Raw genomic sequence first — 17,000 nt, 5'->3', positions numbered from 1 at the left:
GGCTGTTCATAATCGGTTCCGCCGTCGCGGCCATGAGCCTCATCGCTGCCGCGGTGCTCGGTGCCGTTCTTTACGGAATGGCGGGCAGGAGCGGCGAGAACCAGCAGGATGTGCTGGCTAGTCTTGTCTCGCGGACGCTCTCGACGCCGGCGACCCAAGTCCATGTCGGCGCCGTCGATGGTGTGCTGTCCTCGGATGCCACGGTTCGCGACGTTAGCATCACCGACAAGGACGGCGTCTGGCTGACGCTCGACAAGGCGCGCCTCGTCTGGCGACGCAGCGCACTGTTGCTGGGGCGGCTGGAAATCGACCGCCTCGAGATAGGCACGCTTGAGATCAAGCGAAAACCGCTTCCGTCCGACCAGCCTGTCGCCGAGTCCGATCAGGCGATCCTGCCCGACCTTCCGGTGAAGGTGCAGGTGAAGGCTTTCGACCTGCGGGCCCTGACGCTGGGACAGTCGATTCTGGGGGAAGCCTTGAGTGTCGCGGCGACCGGCAATACCGAGCTCGGCTCGCCCTCGGAAGGGCTCGTCTTCAACCTTGATGCCACCCGCAAGGATTTCCCGGGCCACTTCAGGGCTGCTCTCGCCTACGTTCCGCAGGGAAATGCGCTTACCCTCGACGTCACGCTCGACGAGCCGGCCCACGGACTCATGTCGAAGCTCGGCCATCTGCCGGGCGAGCCGCCCGTCACATTTGCATTGGGCGGCAAGGGCACGCTCGACAGCTTTCGTGGTGCCCTGAAGTTGCAGGCCGGCCCGACGATCGATGCGACCGGCACGATTACGCTTGACCGAAACGGGGCGGGCCGAGTGCTCGCAACGCGCCTTGCCAGCCATCTCGAACCGTTGTTGCCGGCGATCGCTGCGCCGGTCTTCGCCGGTGAAACCAATCTCGACAGTACGACGCATTTTGGTGACGACGGCAGCGTCGCCCTGGACGTGCTGACGCTTACGAGCCGTCTCGCGCGGCTCGACGCGAAAGGTCTGCTCGGAGCCGACAAGGTCGTGGATTTCGCGGCTTCCATCCGTGCCTTGCCAAGCAACGGCGACGTGACCGAGACTGACCAAGGCTCGATCCGCAGCCTCGTCTTCGACAGCCGCGTCAACGGCCCAATCAAGGCTCCCACAGCATCGGTCAAGCTCGCGCTGTCCGGTGCTCATCTGCCGGACGGAGACGTCGAGACGCTTGATGCTTCCATCACGGCCGTTCCTCGTGCCGAGGCCAGCGATCCCGCAACGCGTATCATCCTTGACGCGAGCCTGCGCGCTTCCGGCATCGCGCCACGCGACGCGAGTTTGGCGGCCGCGATCGGCGACACCGCGTCGCTCGTGCTCCACGGCGATACGGACCTCGGCGGCCGCGCCAGGATCGAGCGTCTCGAGATCGGCACATCAACGGTTCAGGCAACCTATGCAGGTGATGTCAGCGCCGGTCGCCTGAATGGCCGGGCAACCGGAACGGTGCCCGACCTCGGCGCCTTTGCCAACCTTGCCGGGCTGAGGCTTGCGGGCTCGGTGGCGTTCGGCCTCGACCTCGATTCGGACCTCCAGCGTGGCAGCTTTGATATCAGGATGTCAGGTGCCGGCGAGAAGCTTGCGACGGGACTTGCGGCGCTCGATGGGCTCGCGGGGGCGCGGCTCGCACTCGCAGCCGACATCTCTGGCGATGGCCGCGACACTTACACGGTCCGCGGCGCGTCGATCGACGGAGCCCATGTTGCGGTTCGCGCCAAAGGAACAGTGACGCGCGACTCGAGCGACCTGTCGGCGCGTGTGGACCTTCCGGATCTCTCGGCGGCCGATGCGCGCCTCACCGGTGCAGGAGCTCTCGACGTCGGCCTGACCGGCGGGCTCACGCATCCCGGCGTTTCGTTCACGGCCTCGGTGGATCGCGCCACCGCCATGCGGCGCCCGATTCCGCATCTGGCGCTCGCCGCGACGGTCAACGACATCAACGGAGTCTGTGCTGTCGAGGCCAGGCTCGACGGCTCCGTCGACGGCAAGCCAGCGCGCGGGATCGTTCAGGTGAGCCGTCGATCGTTGGGGCTCGACGATCGCGCAGCTCCCGCCTTTGCCGGATGGCACGCAAAGACCATCGACATCGCGATCGGATCGGTATCCCTGCAGGGGGCAGCAACGATCGACGCACAGAGATTCGCCAGCGGGCAGATTCGCTTCGCAGCCGGGGCGCTCGCCGACCTCTCGCCGCTTGCCCTCACAGAGCTCGCCGGTTCGGCCTCACTCGACCTTGCCGCTTCGGCCGATGGCGGCCAGCAGTCGGTCCGGCTTGCCGGCAAGGGTGCCGGAATCCGTGCCGCGGGTGCGGCCGTCCGCAGTTTCGATCTGCGCGCCGATGGCGCCGATCTCTACAGCCATCCGGTGCTCAATGCTGATGCGCAGGTCAACGGTGTCGAGTTCGGCGGTCAGACGGTCTCCAACGTCACGCTAGCGGCCAGGGGCAATGCCGATGCGAGCACGATCGGCTTGTCCGCCAAGGCTGCCGGATTCGATCTCGATGCCGCGGGTGCACTGACCACCAGGGAGCGGGTGCGGTTCGATCTCAACCGCTTCACCGCGCGGCGTGGCGCCAAAGCGATTGCGCTGCAGGGCCCCGCGGGCTTCACGCTCGACGATGGCACGGTGCTGATCGAGCATCTGGCGCTCGCGATTGGACGTGGCCGCTTCACGGTGGACGGCAAAGCCGGCCAGGTGCTCGACCTCAAGGCCGTGGCAAACGCGATCCCGCTCGGCGAGGCCGATGTCGCGATACCCGGTTTGGGCCTGAGCGGGACCCTCGACGCGTCAGCCGCGATTGCGGGCTCCACGAGCGCGCCGATCGGCCAGTACAAGGTCGCGGTCAAGCAGCTTACCGCGCCGCAGACCAGAAGCGCCGGCCTGCCGCCGATCGACGTTGCCGCGGACGGACGACTCGATGGCAGCCGCGCGAGCCTGAACACTACAATTGCCGCGGGAAGAGCCGGCACGATCACGGCGTCTGGCACGGTGCCGCTCGACGCCACGGGTCCGATCGCGCTGTCCGCGAAGGGCCGCCTCGATGCCGCCGTCGCCAATGCCACGCTTTCCGCCTCTGGCCGTACCGTATCCGGCAGCGTCGCGCTCGATGCCCGTGTCGGCGGCACGCGCACCAAGCCCCAGATCGGCGGTGTCGCCACCATCAGCGGGGGTACCTTCCGCGACAGCATGCTCGGCACGCGCCTCGATGCCGTCGAGGCGAAAATCACCGCCGAAGGAGAGCGCATCGTGGTGGAGCGCCTGGCCGCGGTGACGCCCAACGGCGGCACGTTGTCCGGCTCCGGTCAGATACGGGTCGCTCCGGATGCAGGCTTTCCAGGCACGGTCTCGATTCGCGGTCAGCAGGCGACGCTTGCCTCCAGCGCGCTGGCGACCGCGCAGGCCAATCTCGCCATTGACGTCACAGGCGCCCTAGCACGCGATCCGCGGATCGTCGGTCGCGTCGACTTGACCCGCGTCAACGTCGATATTCCGGATCGCCTGCCGTCGACGCTGAAGCCGATCGAGGGCATCAACCATGTGAACGCCTCGGGACAGGCCGCTGCACGGCTCGCAGCTGCGCGCAAGGCCGAGGCGCCGAAAGACAACACGAAGCGCACGGCGCTCTTCAACGCCGCGCTCGACGTGACAGTTTCGGCGCCGAACCACGTCTTCATCCATGGCCGCGGGGTAACCGCGGAACTCGGCGGCTCCGTTCATGTCGGCGGCACGAGCAACGCGCCGGTACCGAAGGGTGCCTTCTCGCTCTATCAGGGCAAGCTGGTGGTGCTCGGAAAGACGCTGACCTTCACCAAGGGCAATCTCTCCTTCAATGGCGACCTCGCGCCCGAGCTCGATTTCGCGGCAGAGATACAGGCCTCCGACATCACCGCGCAGGTCGGAATCTCGGGCCCGGCGGCCGCGCCGGTCTTCGCCTTCCATTCGCAGCCCGAGTTGCCGCAGGACGAGATCCTGTCGCGCATCCTCTTTCAGAAAGCTTCGGGCAGCCTGACGACCTCGCAGGCCGTGCAACTCGCAGGGGCCGCGGCTCAGTTCGCCAGCGGTGGCGAGGGAACGGTGGACCGCATGCGCCGCTCGCTCGGGGTCGACAATCTGGACGTCGGCGCCGGGGCGGGCGGTCCGATGGTTGGCGCCTCGCGCGCGATCGGCGACAGGCTGAGCGTAGGCGTGCGGACGGGCGCGAGCGCCAGCCAGTCAGGAGTGTCGGCCAATGTCGACGTGACGCGCCATATCCGCGTCGAGTCGGATGTCGATGCGAAGGGCTCGACATCCGTCGGAGTCGGCACGCGATTCGAATGGTAAGGACGACCGAGATCGCGCCTCACTTCGTGGTGTAGCCGCCGTTGACCAGGATGGTCTGGCCGGTCATCCACCAGCCGTCCGACACCAGCAGGCGGATCCACGGCACGATGTCCTTGATGTCGGTGAGCCCGGTCCTGGAGAAGCCCGACAGCGCCGCCGCCGATTTGTGGTAAGCGACCGCGTCCGCACCTTCGGCCGGATAGAAGAACGGCGTGTCCATCGGACCCGGGCCGATCGCGGTAACCGAGATGCCGCGCGCGCCGAACTCCTTCGATGCCGCACGGGTGAAGTGCTCGACCGGCGCCTTGGTGCCGGCATAGGCGGCATAGAACGGTGTGTAGGCGCCGAGCAGCGAGGTCACCAGCGTGCAGATCTTGCCGTTGTCGTTGACGTGGCGGCCGGCCTCCTTGAGGAAGAAGAACGCGGACTTGGCGTTGACCGCGCTCATCGCGTCATATTCGGCCTCCGAGATCTCGACCATCGGCTTCTTCAGCACCTTGCCGACGGTGTTGATCGCGATGTCGGGACGGCCGATCGCGGCGACCGCGTCGGTGAACAGCTTCTCCATCGCGCCCGATGTCGTGAGGTTGGCCTGGAAGGCGACCGCCTTGCTGCCTGCGGCCTGCAGCGCCGCCACCGTCGCGTCGGCATCGGCCTTGGTGGCCGCGCTGTTGTAGTGGATCGCGATTGCCTTCGCGCCGTGGACGGCGAGATCGCGCGCGATCAAGCCGCCGAGATTCTTGGCGCCGCCGGCGATGATGACGGTCTTGTCCTTGATGCTGTGGTCGGTCATGGCATTCGCCTCTCCAGGTCTCGCGGCCGCGCCCTGCGGCCGCTTTCTGGAGACGACGATATCGTCTAGGATTCGCCGATAAAGCCATGCATTCTGATCTCACTTGTCGGGAATTGCGAACAATCGAGGACGATTTTGGACCGCATCGACCTGTTCCGCATCTTCGCCCGCGTCGTCGAGTGCGCGAGTTTTACGCGGGCGGCCGACACGCTGGGCCTGCCGCGCTCGTCGGTCTCCTCAGCGGTCGCGGAACTGGAGCAGCGCGTCGGCGCGCGGCTGCTGCATCGCACGACGCGAAAGGTGTCGCCCACGCATGACGGCGCGGCCTTCTACGAACGAGCCTTGCGCGTCGTTGCCGATGTCGAGGAGGCCGAGACCCTGTTCCGCCACGCCGCCGCCGAACCGTCCGGCAGGCTCAGGGTCGACGTGCCCGGGCGGATCGGCCGCCTGATCATCGCGCCGGCGTTGCCGGCTTTCCTTGATCGTTATCCGCAGATCGACATCGATCTCGGCGTCACCGATCGCGCCATCAACCTGATTGAGGATTCCGCCGATTGCGTCGTGCGCGTCGGCCCGCTGGGCGATTCCGGTCTGATCGCGCGGCCGCTCGGCAATCTGACGCTGATCAATGTCGCAAGCCCCGGATATCTCGCGCGCCACGGCACGCCGCGAACGCCGGACGATCTCGGCGCGCATTGGGCGGTCAACTACGCCTCGCCCTCCACCGGCCGCATCGAGGAGTGGGAGTGGAGCGAGCAGGGCGCGTCGCGCAGCATCGCGATGCGCGGCCGCGTCACCGTCAACAGCGCCGAGGCCTATATCGCCTGCTGCCTCGCCGGCCTCGGCCTGATCCAGATTCCCGCCTACGACGTGAATCGGCATATCGATGCAGGAAAGCTCGTCGAGCTGATGCCGCGGCACCGCGCCGCGCCGATGCCGATGACCTTGCTCTATCCGCACCGTCAGCATCTGTCGCGGCGGCTGCAGGTGTTTGCCGACTGGCTGACGGAATTGCTGAAGCTGAAGCTGCTCGCGGCGGATTAGGGGCGCGGGCTGGCGTTCCCGGTCGGTGGGACGTATAATCGCGGCGCTCGTGACGGTAACCTGATGACCACTTTGGTAAGTAAACTCGGCCTCGCAATCGCAGTGTTGGCGCTGTGCCTGAGCGGCCAGCAGGCCAATGCCCAGGCCGGCCCAGTGCGCTACTGGACGCCGGGCTCGCTGTTCGGCTTCGGCGGCAGTCTTGCCGATGGCCAGAAGGCGGATACTTACGGAAACTTTCCGAGCTTTGACGCCGCCGGCGCGCAAGGCGGCGATTTCTCGTACCTGAACGGCCGGCCCGACGGCTGGTTCGCCGGCAGCGAAGGCGGTCGCGTCGGCTGGAACGCGCTCGGCCAATCGGCCGCGTTCGGCTCGCTGGAATATCAGGGCGCGCAGTTCGGTTACAATTTCAGGGGCGTCGGCAATACGCCCGTGACCTTCTTCGCCGGCTTCGACACCCTGAAATACAATCCGCCCGGGGCCGGCGGACCGCTGGCGTCGTTCAGCGGCAATCCCGGCGTCAACGCCGGCTATTCGGCGCGCGCCGGCCTCGAGTTCCGGCCGACTTCGAATCTCAGCCTGTCATTCGGCGCGAGCTTTACCCAGCAGGGGGCGGAGCGCATGGACAGCGACATCCATTCGCAGCTGCTGCCCGGCCAGTCTCCGGTCCTGTTCGGCGGCCGGTAAAGCGCGATGAGATTGGGTTGAATCGTCATCGCGCTATAGCTCTTTGCTTGAGCATGATCTCCGCGCAAACGCGTCCCGCGTTTGTCGCGAGGGAAAACCGCTTCGCACTTTTCCGGATCATGCTTTAGCGCGTCAGCGCAAGACCGCGGCGCTGCGGTCCTGATTCAACCAGAACGTCAGAACCAAAGAAGGCTCGAAGTCACGGGCACAGTCAGGATCGAAACATGGACATGCAGGGCAAGATCGCACTCGTCACCGCCGCAGCATCGGGCGCCGGCCGCGCCGGGGCGCGTATCCTCGCGCGCGAGGGCGCGGCGGTCGCGGTGGTCGACCAGAACGAGGCCGGCGCGAAGGCGGTGGTCGACGAGATCAAAAAGGGCGGCGGGCGCGCGCTGGCGCTCACCGGCGATCTGCGCGACGACGGCTTTGCGCGCGATATCGTCACGGCGACGGTCAAGGAATTCGGCGCGCTCGACTGCGTGTGGAATCATCTCGGCATTCCCGGTCCGTCGGTGATCGACGATCTGGAGGGCTGGGATCTCAGCGTCGATCTCAATCTGCGCTCGCAGCTGATCACGACCAACGCGGCGCTCGGCCAGATGACCGCGCGGCGCCAGGGCAGCATCCTGTTCACTGCGTCGACCTCGGGCCTGGTCGGCTCGCCGTGGAGTCCGACTTATTCCGCGGCCAAGGCCGGCGTGATCGGTCTTGCGCGCGCGCTCGCCAAGCGCCACGCCAAGGACGGCGTCCGCGTCAACGCGATCTGCCCCGGTGCGATCGACACGCCGATGCTGCGGGTGTTCGTCAACCGGCCGGACCAGCCCGGCCACAACGAGGCGGATGCGGAGGAACTGATCAAGGCCGCGGTCACCCGCAATCCGATGGGCCGCGCGGCGCGCCCCGAGGAGATCGCGGAGGTCGCGGTGTTCCTGCTGTCGGACAAGGCGTCGTTCGTCACCGGCATCGCGATGCCGGTCGACGGCGGGACGGTGGCGTAAGGCGCTGATGAACTGAGGCCTGGCCGGATGCGATAGCCTGCCGTCGTGGGGGCGCACTGCCAAAATATCGAAAACAACCCCATGCAAAGTACCCGACGACTGCCGGCGGACACGGCAACTTGACTCGTCGGGCAAATCAGCGGTATTTTTCCATTATCCAGAAATCGAGCAGACGCCCCTCGCCACGGGGGCCATCGCCCTGCGCTTACGGGGAGGTCGCGTCACATGCGGGAAAAATCCTGGCGCGTTACTTCCCTGTGGCCATCCTTCGAGACGCCCGCCGTTGGCGGGCTCGGGATGACGTCTTGTTTCGCGGCTAAACTGTAAACCCTCATGGTGAGGAGCGCCGCTTGCGGCGCGTCTCGAACCATGAGGCCAAGCGGCTGCGCGGCCGGCGAAGACGCATATGCGTTTGCTCTACCGGCAAGCCGGAGAGGTGCAGCCCGTTCGCGTCGCTGGGCCGCTTCAACCTGACTTCTTCGCAGTTCAGAACTTCGCCCTGATGCCCGCATAGGCCGCGAGCGGCATGCCGGGGATGAAGGTGCGCGGATCGGTCAGCTGGGCCATCAGGTTGGGCGCAGCTCCGGCGCTGGCAAAGCCGCCGGTCTCGTAGAACGCGCCGCCGAGATAATAATGCTGGTTGAAGACGTTGTTGATCAGGCCGAACACCTCGATATTCGGCGTGATCTTGTAGGAGGTGTGCAGGTTCACGACCGCGTAGGCCGGGACCTTCTGGCTCTGGTTGGTGTCGTCGCCGATCAGCCATTGACTGCCGACCACGTTGACGTCGGCGCCGATCTTCCATGCGTCGGTGGCGAGGTACTCGACACCGGCCTTGAAGCGGTGCGCCGGAATGCCCGGGATATGGTCGCCCGGCTTGACGTTGATGAACCGGACGTCATCGTTGTCCGGGTCGGTCAGGGCGTTCGGGTTGTCGGGAGCCGGCAACGTATTTGCGCTTCGATAGGTCGCGTCGATGAAGGTGTAGTTGGCATAGGCGTTCCAGCGATTGACGCGGTAGTCGAGCTTGGCTTCGATGCCCTGCCGCAGGGTCTGCCCCGCATTCTGGAAATAGCCGAAATTGCCTGTGCCGATCGGGCTCTGCACCCGGATGATGTCGTCGTCGGACAGAGTGTGGAACGCGCCGATGCCCCAGCTCAGCACGCCGGTCCTGGCATCGCGGCCCCAGCTGCCGCGGAAGCCGGCCTCGACGGTGTGCGACACCACCTGCTTGAGCGGCGGATCGGACACCAGGAAGGAATCGATGACGCAGGGGCGGGCCGGATCGGAGCAGCCGAGCTCGAGCGGCGTCGGCGCGCGGTTGGCCTCTGAATAGCCGGCATAAAAGGTGAGGTTCGGCGTGATCTTGTAGGTGCCGCCGATTACCGGGTTGAGGCGCTGGAATCGGTTGCTGCTGTTGAGCTGGTCATTTGTCCCGGTCTGGTCCTGCAGATCGATCTGGGCATAGTTGAATCGTCCACCAGCAGTGACCGAGAACCTGTTCGTCACGTCGAAGGTATCGGTGAGATAGACGCCGGTGTAGGTGTTGGTGGCGCGCAGGTCGACCGGGGCGAGACCGGCATCGGGCTGGTTGATGAAGATGCCGGTGCCGGTCACGAACAGGTTGTTCGGATCGATCGTTCCGAGCTCGCTGGTCGCCGTGAATTTCGTGTTGCCGTGGTCGACGCTGACGCCCATCACGACGTGGTTGTCGTGCCCGAACAGCTTGTCCGAGTTGGTCAGCTGGGCCGTGCCGCCAAAGCTGTTGGTCGCGGCCCGGTTGCGGTCGACTTCGCCAAGGAAGGCGTTGCCAAGCGTGTTCGGAACCGAGGGACCTCCCGCCGGACCGAAAATCGGCAGGTCGTCCCCGATGCACAAACTGTCTCCACCGTCGCAGGCATGCACGTCGGTGCCGTTGCCGTCGACATGGGTCTGCCGGAAGCCGCGGAAATAGGCATTGCCCTGGAAGGACCATGTGTCGGAGAAATTGTGGTTCAGCGTCGCGTTGACGAAGGCGAGCTGAAGCAGCGTCGTCTGCGGCCAGGTGTAGACGCTCGACCAGCGCTGATTGAGCATCTGCACCGGCGTTGCCGCGACATTGCCAAGCAGGTTGCTGGCGCCGGTGAAATTGACGTGAAACTCGGTGTCGTCGTTGCGTGCGCCAACGTCCACATACATGCGGTTGATGTGCGACGAATTGGCGTAGTCGCGCCAGCCGCGATCATACGCGGATTCGAACGCAGCGTAGGCGGAGATGTTGTCCCTCTGGCCGCCGGCCTGCACGCTGCCCTGCACGCGCCCGTAGGAGCCGCCGAACAGTTCAGCCTCGGAGCCCTGATAGGTGAATCCGTTCTTCATCTGGATGCTCAGCGCGCCGCCGATCGCGTTGAGGCCGAACACCGGATTGTTCGGAAATAATGCGACGCTGTCGATGGCCTTTTCCGGGATGAAATCCCAGTTGACCACGTCGCCCCAGGATTCGTTGATGCGCACGCCGTTCTGATAGACCGCGATGCCCTGCGGCGTGCCCTGGACCGGCGAGGCGGTAAAGCCGCGGTAGTCGAGATTGCGCTGGAACGGATTGCCGGTCTGGTCGCCGAGCGTGACGCCGGGCAGCTTGCGGTTCACAGCATCGAGGAAGTTGGTCGAGTAGTTGTGGCTGAAATCCTGCGTCGTCATCACCGCGGTGTTGGACGGGACCTTGTCGCGATCAATCAGGGTGGAGTCGCGGTCGGAGGGGCCGGGTGCAGCGGTGCCGACATCGGGTCCCGCTGCCGGAGCAACAGGTCCGGTTCGGGTTCGCGCGGTTCGCGTGGTCCGAACCACCGGCCGTGCCGCCGGCCTTGCGCTGCGGGTGCCGGCCAGAGGTGTGGGCGCAATCACGTTGACGGGCGGCAGTTCAGTGGGGGCCGGATCGGCCGTCTGAGCGTGCAGGACAGTCGATGGCAGTGCAGAGCCAATAACGGCCAGCACGGCCGCAGCGCCGCGCGTGGTGATCGAAGAAGACAAAAAACGTGTTGCCGTACGCAACAACGCACCAGCCATGACGCCCACCCCTAAGTCGCGGTTCGGCTTTTGTCCCCGACGAACCCTGGCTCGGAGACTGCGGGAGCGGCGTGGCTTTGGCAAACAACATCAGTCCCAGAGGACCGGGATTCTTTTCCAACGGTAATCGGGAAAAATTCCCGATTCCGCCCCTCGCGGGACCAACCGGCTGCATGCAGGCCGGTTTCGGTCGGGCGTGCTGCTTCTGTTCACCCGGCGCCGGGATCAGAACAGATTGTAGCCGGGGGTCAGCAGATTGGCCGGATCGTAACGCCGCTTGGCGTCGCGCAGCTTCGGCCAGGCCGAGCCGAAGTGACGTTCCCAATCCTCCGGCGCCATGGGAAGCGCGCTGACGGGATATTGGACGCCGCCCGCGCCGCGGATCTGCTCGTAAAATAGGCGGTTCTTCGACAGCGTCTGACCAACCCCTGCCGCACCTGCCGACGCCAGCATGTGAACGATGTTGAAGCAGAAGGCGATGTTGCCATCGGGCCACCGCACCAGCGGCGTGCCCGACGCGCGCGTGTTCAGGGGATAAAAGGTCACTCGCCCGAGCGGCCCGATCTCCTCAGCCGAGAGGCGGCCGATCATCTCGTCGGCCAGATGCTCGGCGTTGCAGTCGGGCAGAAACGTGAACAACCAGGGGTGCGGGCTCGACCACAGCCCCTTCGACCTTAGCAGCGCTTCCAATTTCGCGAAGGCAAGCGCGTCGTCGTGATAGGCCAGATCGGTGATCACCGCCGTATTGCGGTCGTCGGACAGCGATCCAAGCACGGCGCCGTCGTTTGGGGGGCGAACCCTTGTCGTAGAACACGGCGCCTTCGAGCTGGTATCGCCAGCGTCCGGGGCCGGCCGGGAGAATCGCCCCCTGCAATTGATCGAAGCGATCGTCTTGAAGCGCGCGGCGCTGGTCTGCAGCAAGCGAGGCAAGGTCCCGGTAGAAAAGCTGGTATCGGCGGACGCGCTCGGGCGCGCGCACCAGTTTCAGGGTTGCCCGTGTGATCAGACCGCACTGTGCAAGCCCGGCCCGAGCGGCATCGAACAGATCGGCGTGCGACTGCGGCGAACAGGTCAATTGCTCGCCGGTTCCCGTAACCATGTTCAGCGAGAGAACATGGTCTGTCTGCATGCCATGGCGCGACGAACTGCCGCCGATTCCGCCGACGGAGATCGTGCCGCCGACGGAAAGGCCGAGATAGTTGGTGAGCACCGGGGGCGTGAGGCCTTGCGCTAGCGTCGCTTCGAGGACGCGTTCCCACTTCGTGCCGGCATCGACGACGATACGATCGGCCGCAATGTGGTGGATCGCGTTGAGCGAGGTCATCTCGATGACGATGCCACCTTCGGTCAGCGCGCGGCCATAGGTCGAATGGCCCTGCCCGCGTGCCGCTATCTTGTGCCCTGACTTGCCGGCCCAACGAACCAGGCGGGCGACATCGGCGGCGGAGGCAGGTTTCAGCACCGCACGAGGTTGGCCTTGAACGATGTTGCCGAAATCGCGGGAAACGGCGGCGCGGTCGTTGTTGTCGTCGCTGAGCGCACCAGCCGCCGGGAGCAGGTCGCACGCGAATTGGCTGAGCTCGCCGTCGGCCGTGGACCCGTCGCAGCCCTGAGCCTGCGCGAGCGCCGTCGCGTGGGTGGCGCGAGACGACAACGCTGCGGCCGCGCAAAGTCCTGCGCCGAGCAGGGTACGCCTGTTCGTCATGGGCCTCCTCAACTGCATGATGCGGCAAGCTTCGTTGCCGCTCACCCGCACAATGGGTTGGGCCCGCTTGCCGGACAATCAGCGCCCGGCGGGAAGCACCTTCCCGTCTACCGAGAGAATGGCGATGGCGCGCGCCAGTGTCTAAAGCTGCTCGTGCTTCAGTCGATCGACCAGGCTATCGGCGAACAGGCGCGTCTTTGCCGCCGGCATGCCGCTTGGCGGGAACACCGCATGGATCGGCATCCGCGGTGCTTCGAACTCCTCAAGTACAATTTCGATCGCGCCATCGTTGACGAGATCACGGACCTGCCAGAACGGCCCGTATCCGAGGCCCAGGCCATCACGTGCCGCCGCGGAGAGCGCCGCGGTATTGTCGGTCTCGAAGCAGCCATTCACCCGAACCGTCCTGATGCCGCCATCGATCTGAAACCGCCATATCGCGGGCTCGCCCCCGCTCGTGGTGCGGAGGACGCATTGATGCCGGTCGAGGTCGTCGGGATGAGCCGGGCGTCCGTAACGGGCGAAGTAGCGCGGCGCGCCGTAGACGACGGTACGAATCTCACCAAGCCGTCGGGCCTTGAGCGACGAATCCGGCAGCTCCCTGATCCGGATGGCGATGTCGAAGCCATCGCCGACAACATCGATGGCTCGATCCGAGGCCTTGAGTTCAGCCTTGATCAGGGGGTAGCGGGCAATGAAATCCGCGATGACTGGGACGACAAACGCGGAGGCGAACTGGACTGGCGCGGCGATGCGAAGCAGGCCCGACGGCTCGGCGCGCTGGCTTGCCGCTTCGAGGCGTGCCTCGCTGATCTCGGCAACGGCAGGTTTGACGCGCCGATAGAACGCCAATCCCGCTTCGGTCGGGAACGACTGCCGGGTTGTACGTCGCACCAACTCGACGCCGACGCTGCGTTCGAGTGTCATCAGCGATCGATTGACCGATTGCAACGAGCGGCCCAGCCGACGTGCGGCCGCCGTCTGGCTACCGGCCTCGATGACCGCGAGAAAGACCTCGATATCTTCCATCGAGCCACCTCATTCTCCCGCAAACCGGAAGGATATTACGGTGTGATGGGATTGTCAGGAGAGGCTGCCGTTCGCCGGGAACCGATCCGGCAGGGAACCGGCATGGCACGACGCGCGATCTCGACCGCGCTTGTCGCATTCAGCGACGCTCGATTGCGGGACGCCGGGCAGCGTCCCGCATCAGCGTCCATCTCAGTCCTTGAACTCGCAGCCGAGGCGCTGCAGGGCCTCGTCGACCCAGCGGCGGTCGCTGGTGCCGGCGAGGATTTGCTGGATGGCCTTTTCCTCGGTGGCCTTCTTGGCTTCGGTCAGCTTGCAGATCGCCTCGGCGTCGTCATAGGGCACGCAGAGCACGCCATCGTCGTCGGCCACGACGAGATCGCCGGGCTCGACGATCATTCCGTCGATCGAGATGGCGCAATTGATCTCACCCGGGCCATCCTTGTAGGGGCCGCGATGGGCGACGCCGGCAGCGAACACCGGGAATGATCCGGCGCGGATCGCGCCGGCATCGCGGATCGAGCCGTCGATCACGAAGCCCGCGACGCCCTTCTTCTCGGCCAGCGTCGACATGATCTCGCCGATGATGGCGTTGACCAGCACGCCGCCGGCATCGACCACGATGACGTCACCCGGCTGCGCCAGATCGATCGCCTTGTGCACCATCAGATTGTCGCCGGGCCGGGTCTTGACGGTCAGCGCCGGGCCGCCGAGCCAGCCGCCCGCATGCATTGGCCGCAGCCGGTTGGTGCCCGCGATCCGCGACATCGAATCGCTGATATTGGCGACCGGCAGCGTGCCGTAGCGCGCGACGAGGTCGGGCGACACTTTCCGCTTCGCCTTGTGAATTGCAAATCCAATGGCCATCGGTTTTCTCCGGAGTTTGTGTTGGGCGTTTGCTTAGAGCACGATTGGATCGGATCAAACTATGGCCGCGCAGCAGATGGGCTCCCTCTCCCGCTTGCGGGGGAGGGCTGGGGTGGGGGCTCTCTCCACGAGTCATATTGTGGAGAGAGCCCCCACCCGGATCGCATCTTCGATGCGATCCGACCTCCCCCGCAAGCGAGGGCTTTGCGCAATCGGGCGTGCGCGAGTGCAGGCCAGTGTCAGGCCTTTTTTTGCGTGGCTTCTGGGGGCGCGGGGGAGTGGACAGCTTGGTTTGGGCGGCCGATTGACGGCATTGCGGAGCGGCGGTCACAGCGCAACTCCCGCTGGACGCAGCATTGCCCATCGTTTGAGGTTCATGGCGAGGCAGAGAAGATGCAGATGGGTCTGATTGCGTGCCAAGCCCAGATAGCGAGCGCGCGCCCAGCCATAGACGCCCTTGAGGCGCGCGAAGACCTGCTCGACCGGGGCGCGGCGCCGTCCCACGGCGTCGTTGAAGCGCTTCTGACGCGCGGTCAGGGGATGATGCTTGTTGGGCCGGAACATCAGCCGCGGCTTGATGCCCCGGGCCGCGAGGAGGGCGCGGCGCTCGTGCTTGTCATAGGCCTGGTCGGCGTAGACCGCCTTCTCGTCGCCGCAGATCAACTCGTCGGCCGGCACCGTGTCGTTGACCGCGGCGTCGGTCAGCTTGCTGCGACGGATGATCGCCGAGCCCTGGTCGACGCCGACATGCGCCTTGTAGCCGAAGTACCGCTTGCCACCCTTCTTGGTCCATCGCGCATCCGCATCCCGCTCGCTGTTGACCAGCTTGCTCGGCGCACGGCCGTCCGGGCCGAGCGGCAGCGGGTCTTTCGGCGGCTTCGGCGGCTTCACCGCCGCCGGGATCAGGCTCGCATCGATCAAGGTGCCCCGGCGCAGCACCAGCCCGCGCGCGTCGATCTGGCGCAGGATCTCGCCGAACAGCCTCTCCTCCAGAGCGGCCTGCTGCAAAGCTTCGCGGAAGCGCCAGATCGTCGTGTGGTCGGGCGTCTCGTCACCGAGCACAAAGCCGCAGAATTCGCGGAACGAGGCCCGATCATCGAGCGCCTCCTCCAGCTCCGGATCAGACAACCCATACCATTGCTGCAACAACAACGCCTTGAACATCACCAGCCGTGGATAGGGCGGCGCTCCACGCTCCGGTTCAGCAAGGCTGCGCAGCACGCACTCCACAGCCGCCCAATCGACCAGCTCGCCAATCCGCCTCAGCACCGAACTCCCTTTCCCCCGCCGCGACACCAGCGCATCTGCGAAGCTCGCTTGACCAACCTGCCGATACGCCATCCCCGCCTCCCCCTTCAGATCGGTCCTAGAGAATCGCAGATTCGCCTTTGCGCAAAGCCCTCGCAAGCGGGAGAGGTGAAGCAGGTCTGCGGCCAGATCAGTTCAACCATCAACTAATGCGCGCGGCGGTCGAGATGGGCGCTGAGGCGAGGATAGACGCGGCGGGCATTGCCTTCAAAGATCTTGGCCTTGTCCGCCGCGCTCAGCGGCAGCGCGTCGATATAGCGGCGGGTGTCGTCGAAGTGATGACCCGTTTCAGGATCGATGCCGCGCACGGCGCCGACCATTTCAGACGCGAACAGGATGTTCTCGACGGGGATCACCCTGGTCAACAGCTCGATGCCGGGGAGGTGATAGACGCAGGTGTCGAAGAACACGTTCTTCAGCAGATGCTCCGACAGCGGCGGCAGCTTCATGTCCTGCGCCAGGCCGCGGTAGCGGCCCCAGTGATAGGGCACCGCGCCGCCGCCATGCGGGATGATGAACCGCAGGGTCGGGAAGCGCTTGAACAGGTCCGAGGTCAGGAACTGCATGAAGGCAGTGGTGTCGCCGTTGAGGTAATGCGCGCCGGTGCCGTGGAAGCAGGGATTGCAGGACGAGGAGACATGGACCATCGCCGGCACGTCGAGCTCGACCATCTTCTCATACAGCGGATACCACCATTCGTCGGTCAGCGGCGGATCGCACCAATAGCCGCCGGCGGGATCGGGGTTGAGGTTGCAGCCGACGAAGCCGAGCTGCGTCACGCAGCGCTCCAGCTCCTCGATGCAGTTCGCGGGCTTGACGCCCGGGCTCTGCGGCAGCTGGCAGACGGGGACGAAGTTCTGCGGGAACAGCGTGCAGACCCGGTGCACCAGGTCGTTGCAGATCGTGGTCCATTCGCGGCTGGTCGCTTCCTTGCCGACGTGGTGCGCCATGCCGGCGGCGCGCGGCGAGAAGATGGTGACGTCGGTGCCGCGCTCCCTTTGCAGGCGAAGCTGCGCGCCCTCGACGCTAGAGCGGATCTCGTCATCGGTGATGCCGAGATTGGTGGTGAGCGGCCGGCGCGACTTGTCGGCGAGGCCGGCGAGCTGCTTGTCGCGGAAGATCTGCAGCTTGGCCGGCTCGGTGGTGTAATGGCCGTGACAATCGATGATCATGGTTGCTTCCTTGGTAGG

Annotated in this window: 11 protein-coding genes and 1 pseudogene; 4 read left to right on the top strand and 8 right to left on the bottom strand. The window is 65.7% G+C overall.

Annotation, left to right across the window (positions count from 1 at the left end; all coding sequences use genetic code 11):
* Positions 1-32: 32 nt before the first annotated feature.
* Positions 33-4,337, top strand: a complete 4,305-nt coding sequence (locus ACE10X_RS36205) for a translocation/assembly module TamB domain-containing protein (RefSeq protein WP_375763572.1) — start codon at positions 33-35, stop codon at positions 4,335-4,337.
* Positions 4,338-4,356: 19 nt separating this feature from the next.
* Here the strand turns inward: ACE10X_RS36205 and ACE10X_RS36200 are convergent, their stop codons facing one another.
* On the bottom strand, positions 4,357-5,130 hold the full coding sequence (locus ACE10X_RS36200; RefSeq protein WP_038382415.1) for an SDR family oxidoreductase: 774 nt from the start codon (positions 5,128-5,130) through the stop codon (positions 4,357-4,359).
* Positions 5,131-5,265: 135 nt separating this feature from the next.
* Between ACE10X_RS36200 and ACE10X_RS36195 the strand changes: the two genes are divergently transcribed.
* The 3 genes from ACE10X_RS36195 to ACE10X_RS36185 all read left to right on the top strand — a co-directional run bounded on the left by ACE10X_RS36195 (position 5,266) and on the right by ACE10X_RS36185 (position 7,856).
* Positions 5,266-6,174 carry a LysR family transcriptional regulator gene (locus ACE10X_RS36195; RefSeq protein WP_375763571.1) on the top strand — a complete coding sequence of 303 codons (909 nt, stop codon included), beginning with the start codon at positions 5,266-5,268 and terminating at the stop codon, positions 6,172-6,174.
* 63 nt (positions 6,175-6,237) lie between these two features.
* Positions 6,238-6,858 (top strand): hypothetical protein, encoded by a 621-nt coding sequence (locus ACE10X_RS36190; protein ID WP_038382417.1) that lies wholly within the window; start codon positions 6,238-6,240, stop codon positions 6,856-6,858.
* Between the two features lie 224 nt (positions 6,859-7,082).
* Positions 7,083-7,856, top strand: a complete 774-nt coding sequence (locus tag ACE10X_RS36185) for an SDR family NAD(P)-dependent oxidoreductase (protein ID WP_018273423.1) — start codon at positions 7,083-7,085, stop codon at positions 7,854-7,856.
* Between the two features lie 486 nt (positions 7,857-8,342).
* Here the strand turns inward: ACE10X_RS36185 and ACE10X_RS36180 are convergent, their stop codons facing one another.
* The 7 genes and pseudogenes from ACE10X_RS36180 to ACE10X_RS36150 form a co-directional block, all read right to left on the bottom strand.
* On the bottom strand, positions 8,343-10,535 hold the full coding sequence (locus ACE10X_RS36180; RefSeq protein WP_038382418.1) for a TonB-dependent receptor domain-containing protein: 2,193 nt from the start codon (positions 10,533-10,535) through the stop codon (positions 8,343-8,345).
* A 591-nt stretch (positions 10,536-11,126) separates the two neighbouring features.
* Positions 11,127-11,639 carry a hypothetical protein gene (locus ACE10X_RS36175; RefSeq protein ID WP_157787858.1) on the bottom strand — a complete coding sequence of 171 codons (513 nt, stop codon included), beginning with the start codon at positions 11,637-11,639 and terminating at the stop codon, positions 11,127-11,129.
* 385 nt (positions 11,640-12,024) lie between these two features.
* Positions 12,025-12,606, bottom strand: a pseudogene (locus ACE10X_RS36170) (FAD-binding protein); the annotation flags it as partial.
* A 141-nt stretch (positions 12,607-12,747) separates the two neighbouring features.
* On the bottom strand, positions 12,748-13,635 hold the full coding sequence (locus tag ACE10X_RS36165; RefSeq protein WP_038382419.1) for a LysR family transcriptional regulator: 888 nt from the start codon (positions 13,633-13,635) through the stop codon (positions 12,748-12,750).
* Positions 13,636-13,827: 192 nt separating this feature from the next.
* Positions 13,828-14,502: an RraA family protein gene (locus ACE10X_RS36160; RefSeq protein ID WP_038382420.1), complete on the bottom strand. Its 675-nt coding sequence runs from the start codon at positions 14,500-14,502 to the stop codon at positions 13,828-13,830.
* Between the two features lie 327 nt (positions 14,503-14,829).
* Positions 14,830-15,843: an IS5 family transposase gene (locus ACE10X_RS36155; protein ID WP_304557374.1), complete on the bottom strand. Its 1,014-nt coding sequence runs from the start codon at positions 15,841-15,843 to the stop codon at positions 14,830-14,832.
* Between the two features lie 113 nt (positions 15,844-15,956).
* A complete protein-coding gene (locus ACE10X_RS36150) occupies positions 15,957-16,982 on the bottom strand; it encodes an amidohydrolase family protein (RefSeq protein WP_038382421.1) in 1,026 nt (341 codons plus the stop codon).
* Positions 16,983-17,000 lie beyond the last annotated feature (18 nt).

The organism is Bradyrhizobium sp. Pha-3 (assembly GCF_042258325.1).
GTDB lineage: Bacteria > Pseudomonadota > Alphaproteobacteria > Rhizobiales > Xanthobacteraceae > Bradyrhizobium > Bradyrhizobium elkanii.
This window is presented reverse-complemented; position numbering and strand designations above follow the sequence as displayed.

Excerpts from the sequence above, each read along its gene's own strand:
- ACE10X_RS36205 (WP_375763572.1), top strand. The coding sequence starts at position 33 with ATGAGCCTCATCGCTGCCGCGGTGCTCGGTGCCGTTCTTTACGGAATG.
- ACE10X_RS36200 (WP_038382415.1), bottom strand. The coding sequence starts at position 5,130 with ATGACCGACCACAGCATCAAGGACAAGACCGTCATCATCGCCGGCGGC.
- ACE10X_RS36190 (WP_038382417.1), top strand. The coding sequence starts at position 6,238 with ATGACCACTTTGGTAAGTAAACTCGGCCTCGCAATCGCAGTGTTGGCG.
- ACE10X_RS36185 (WP_018273423.1), top strand. The coding sequence starts at position 7,083 with ATGGACATGCAGGGCAAGATCGCACTCGTCACCGCCGCAGCATCGGGC.
- ACE10X_RS36180 (WP_038382418.1), bottom strand. The coding sequence starts at position 10,535 with ATGACGACGCAGGATTTCAGCCACAACTACTCGACCAACTTCCTCGAT.
- ACE10X_RS36165 (WP_038382419.1), bottom strand. The coding sequence starts at position 13,635 with ATGGAAGATATCGAGGTCTTTCTCGCGGTCATCGAGGCCGGTAGCCAG.
- ACE10X_RS36160 (WP_038382420.1), bottom strand. The coding sequence starts at position 14,502 with ATGGCCATTGGATTTGCAATTCACAAGGCGAAGCGGAAAGTGTCGCCC.
- ACE10X_RS36155 (WP_304557374.1), bottom strand. The coding sequence starts at position 15,843 with ATGGCGTATCGGCAGGTTGGTCAAGCGAGCTTCGCAGATGCGCTGGTG.
- ACE10X_RS36150 (WP_038382421.1), bottom strand. The coding sequence starts at position 16,982 with ATGATCATCGATTGTCACGGCCATTACACCACCGAGCCGGCCAAGCTG.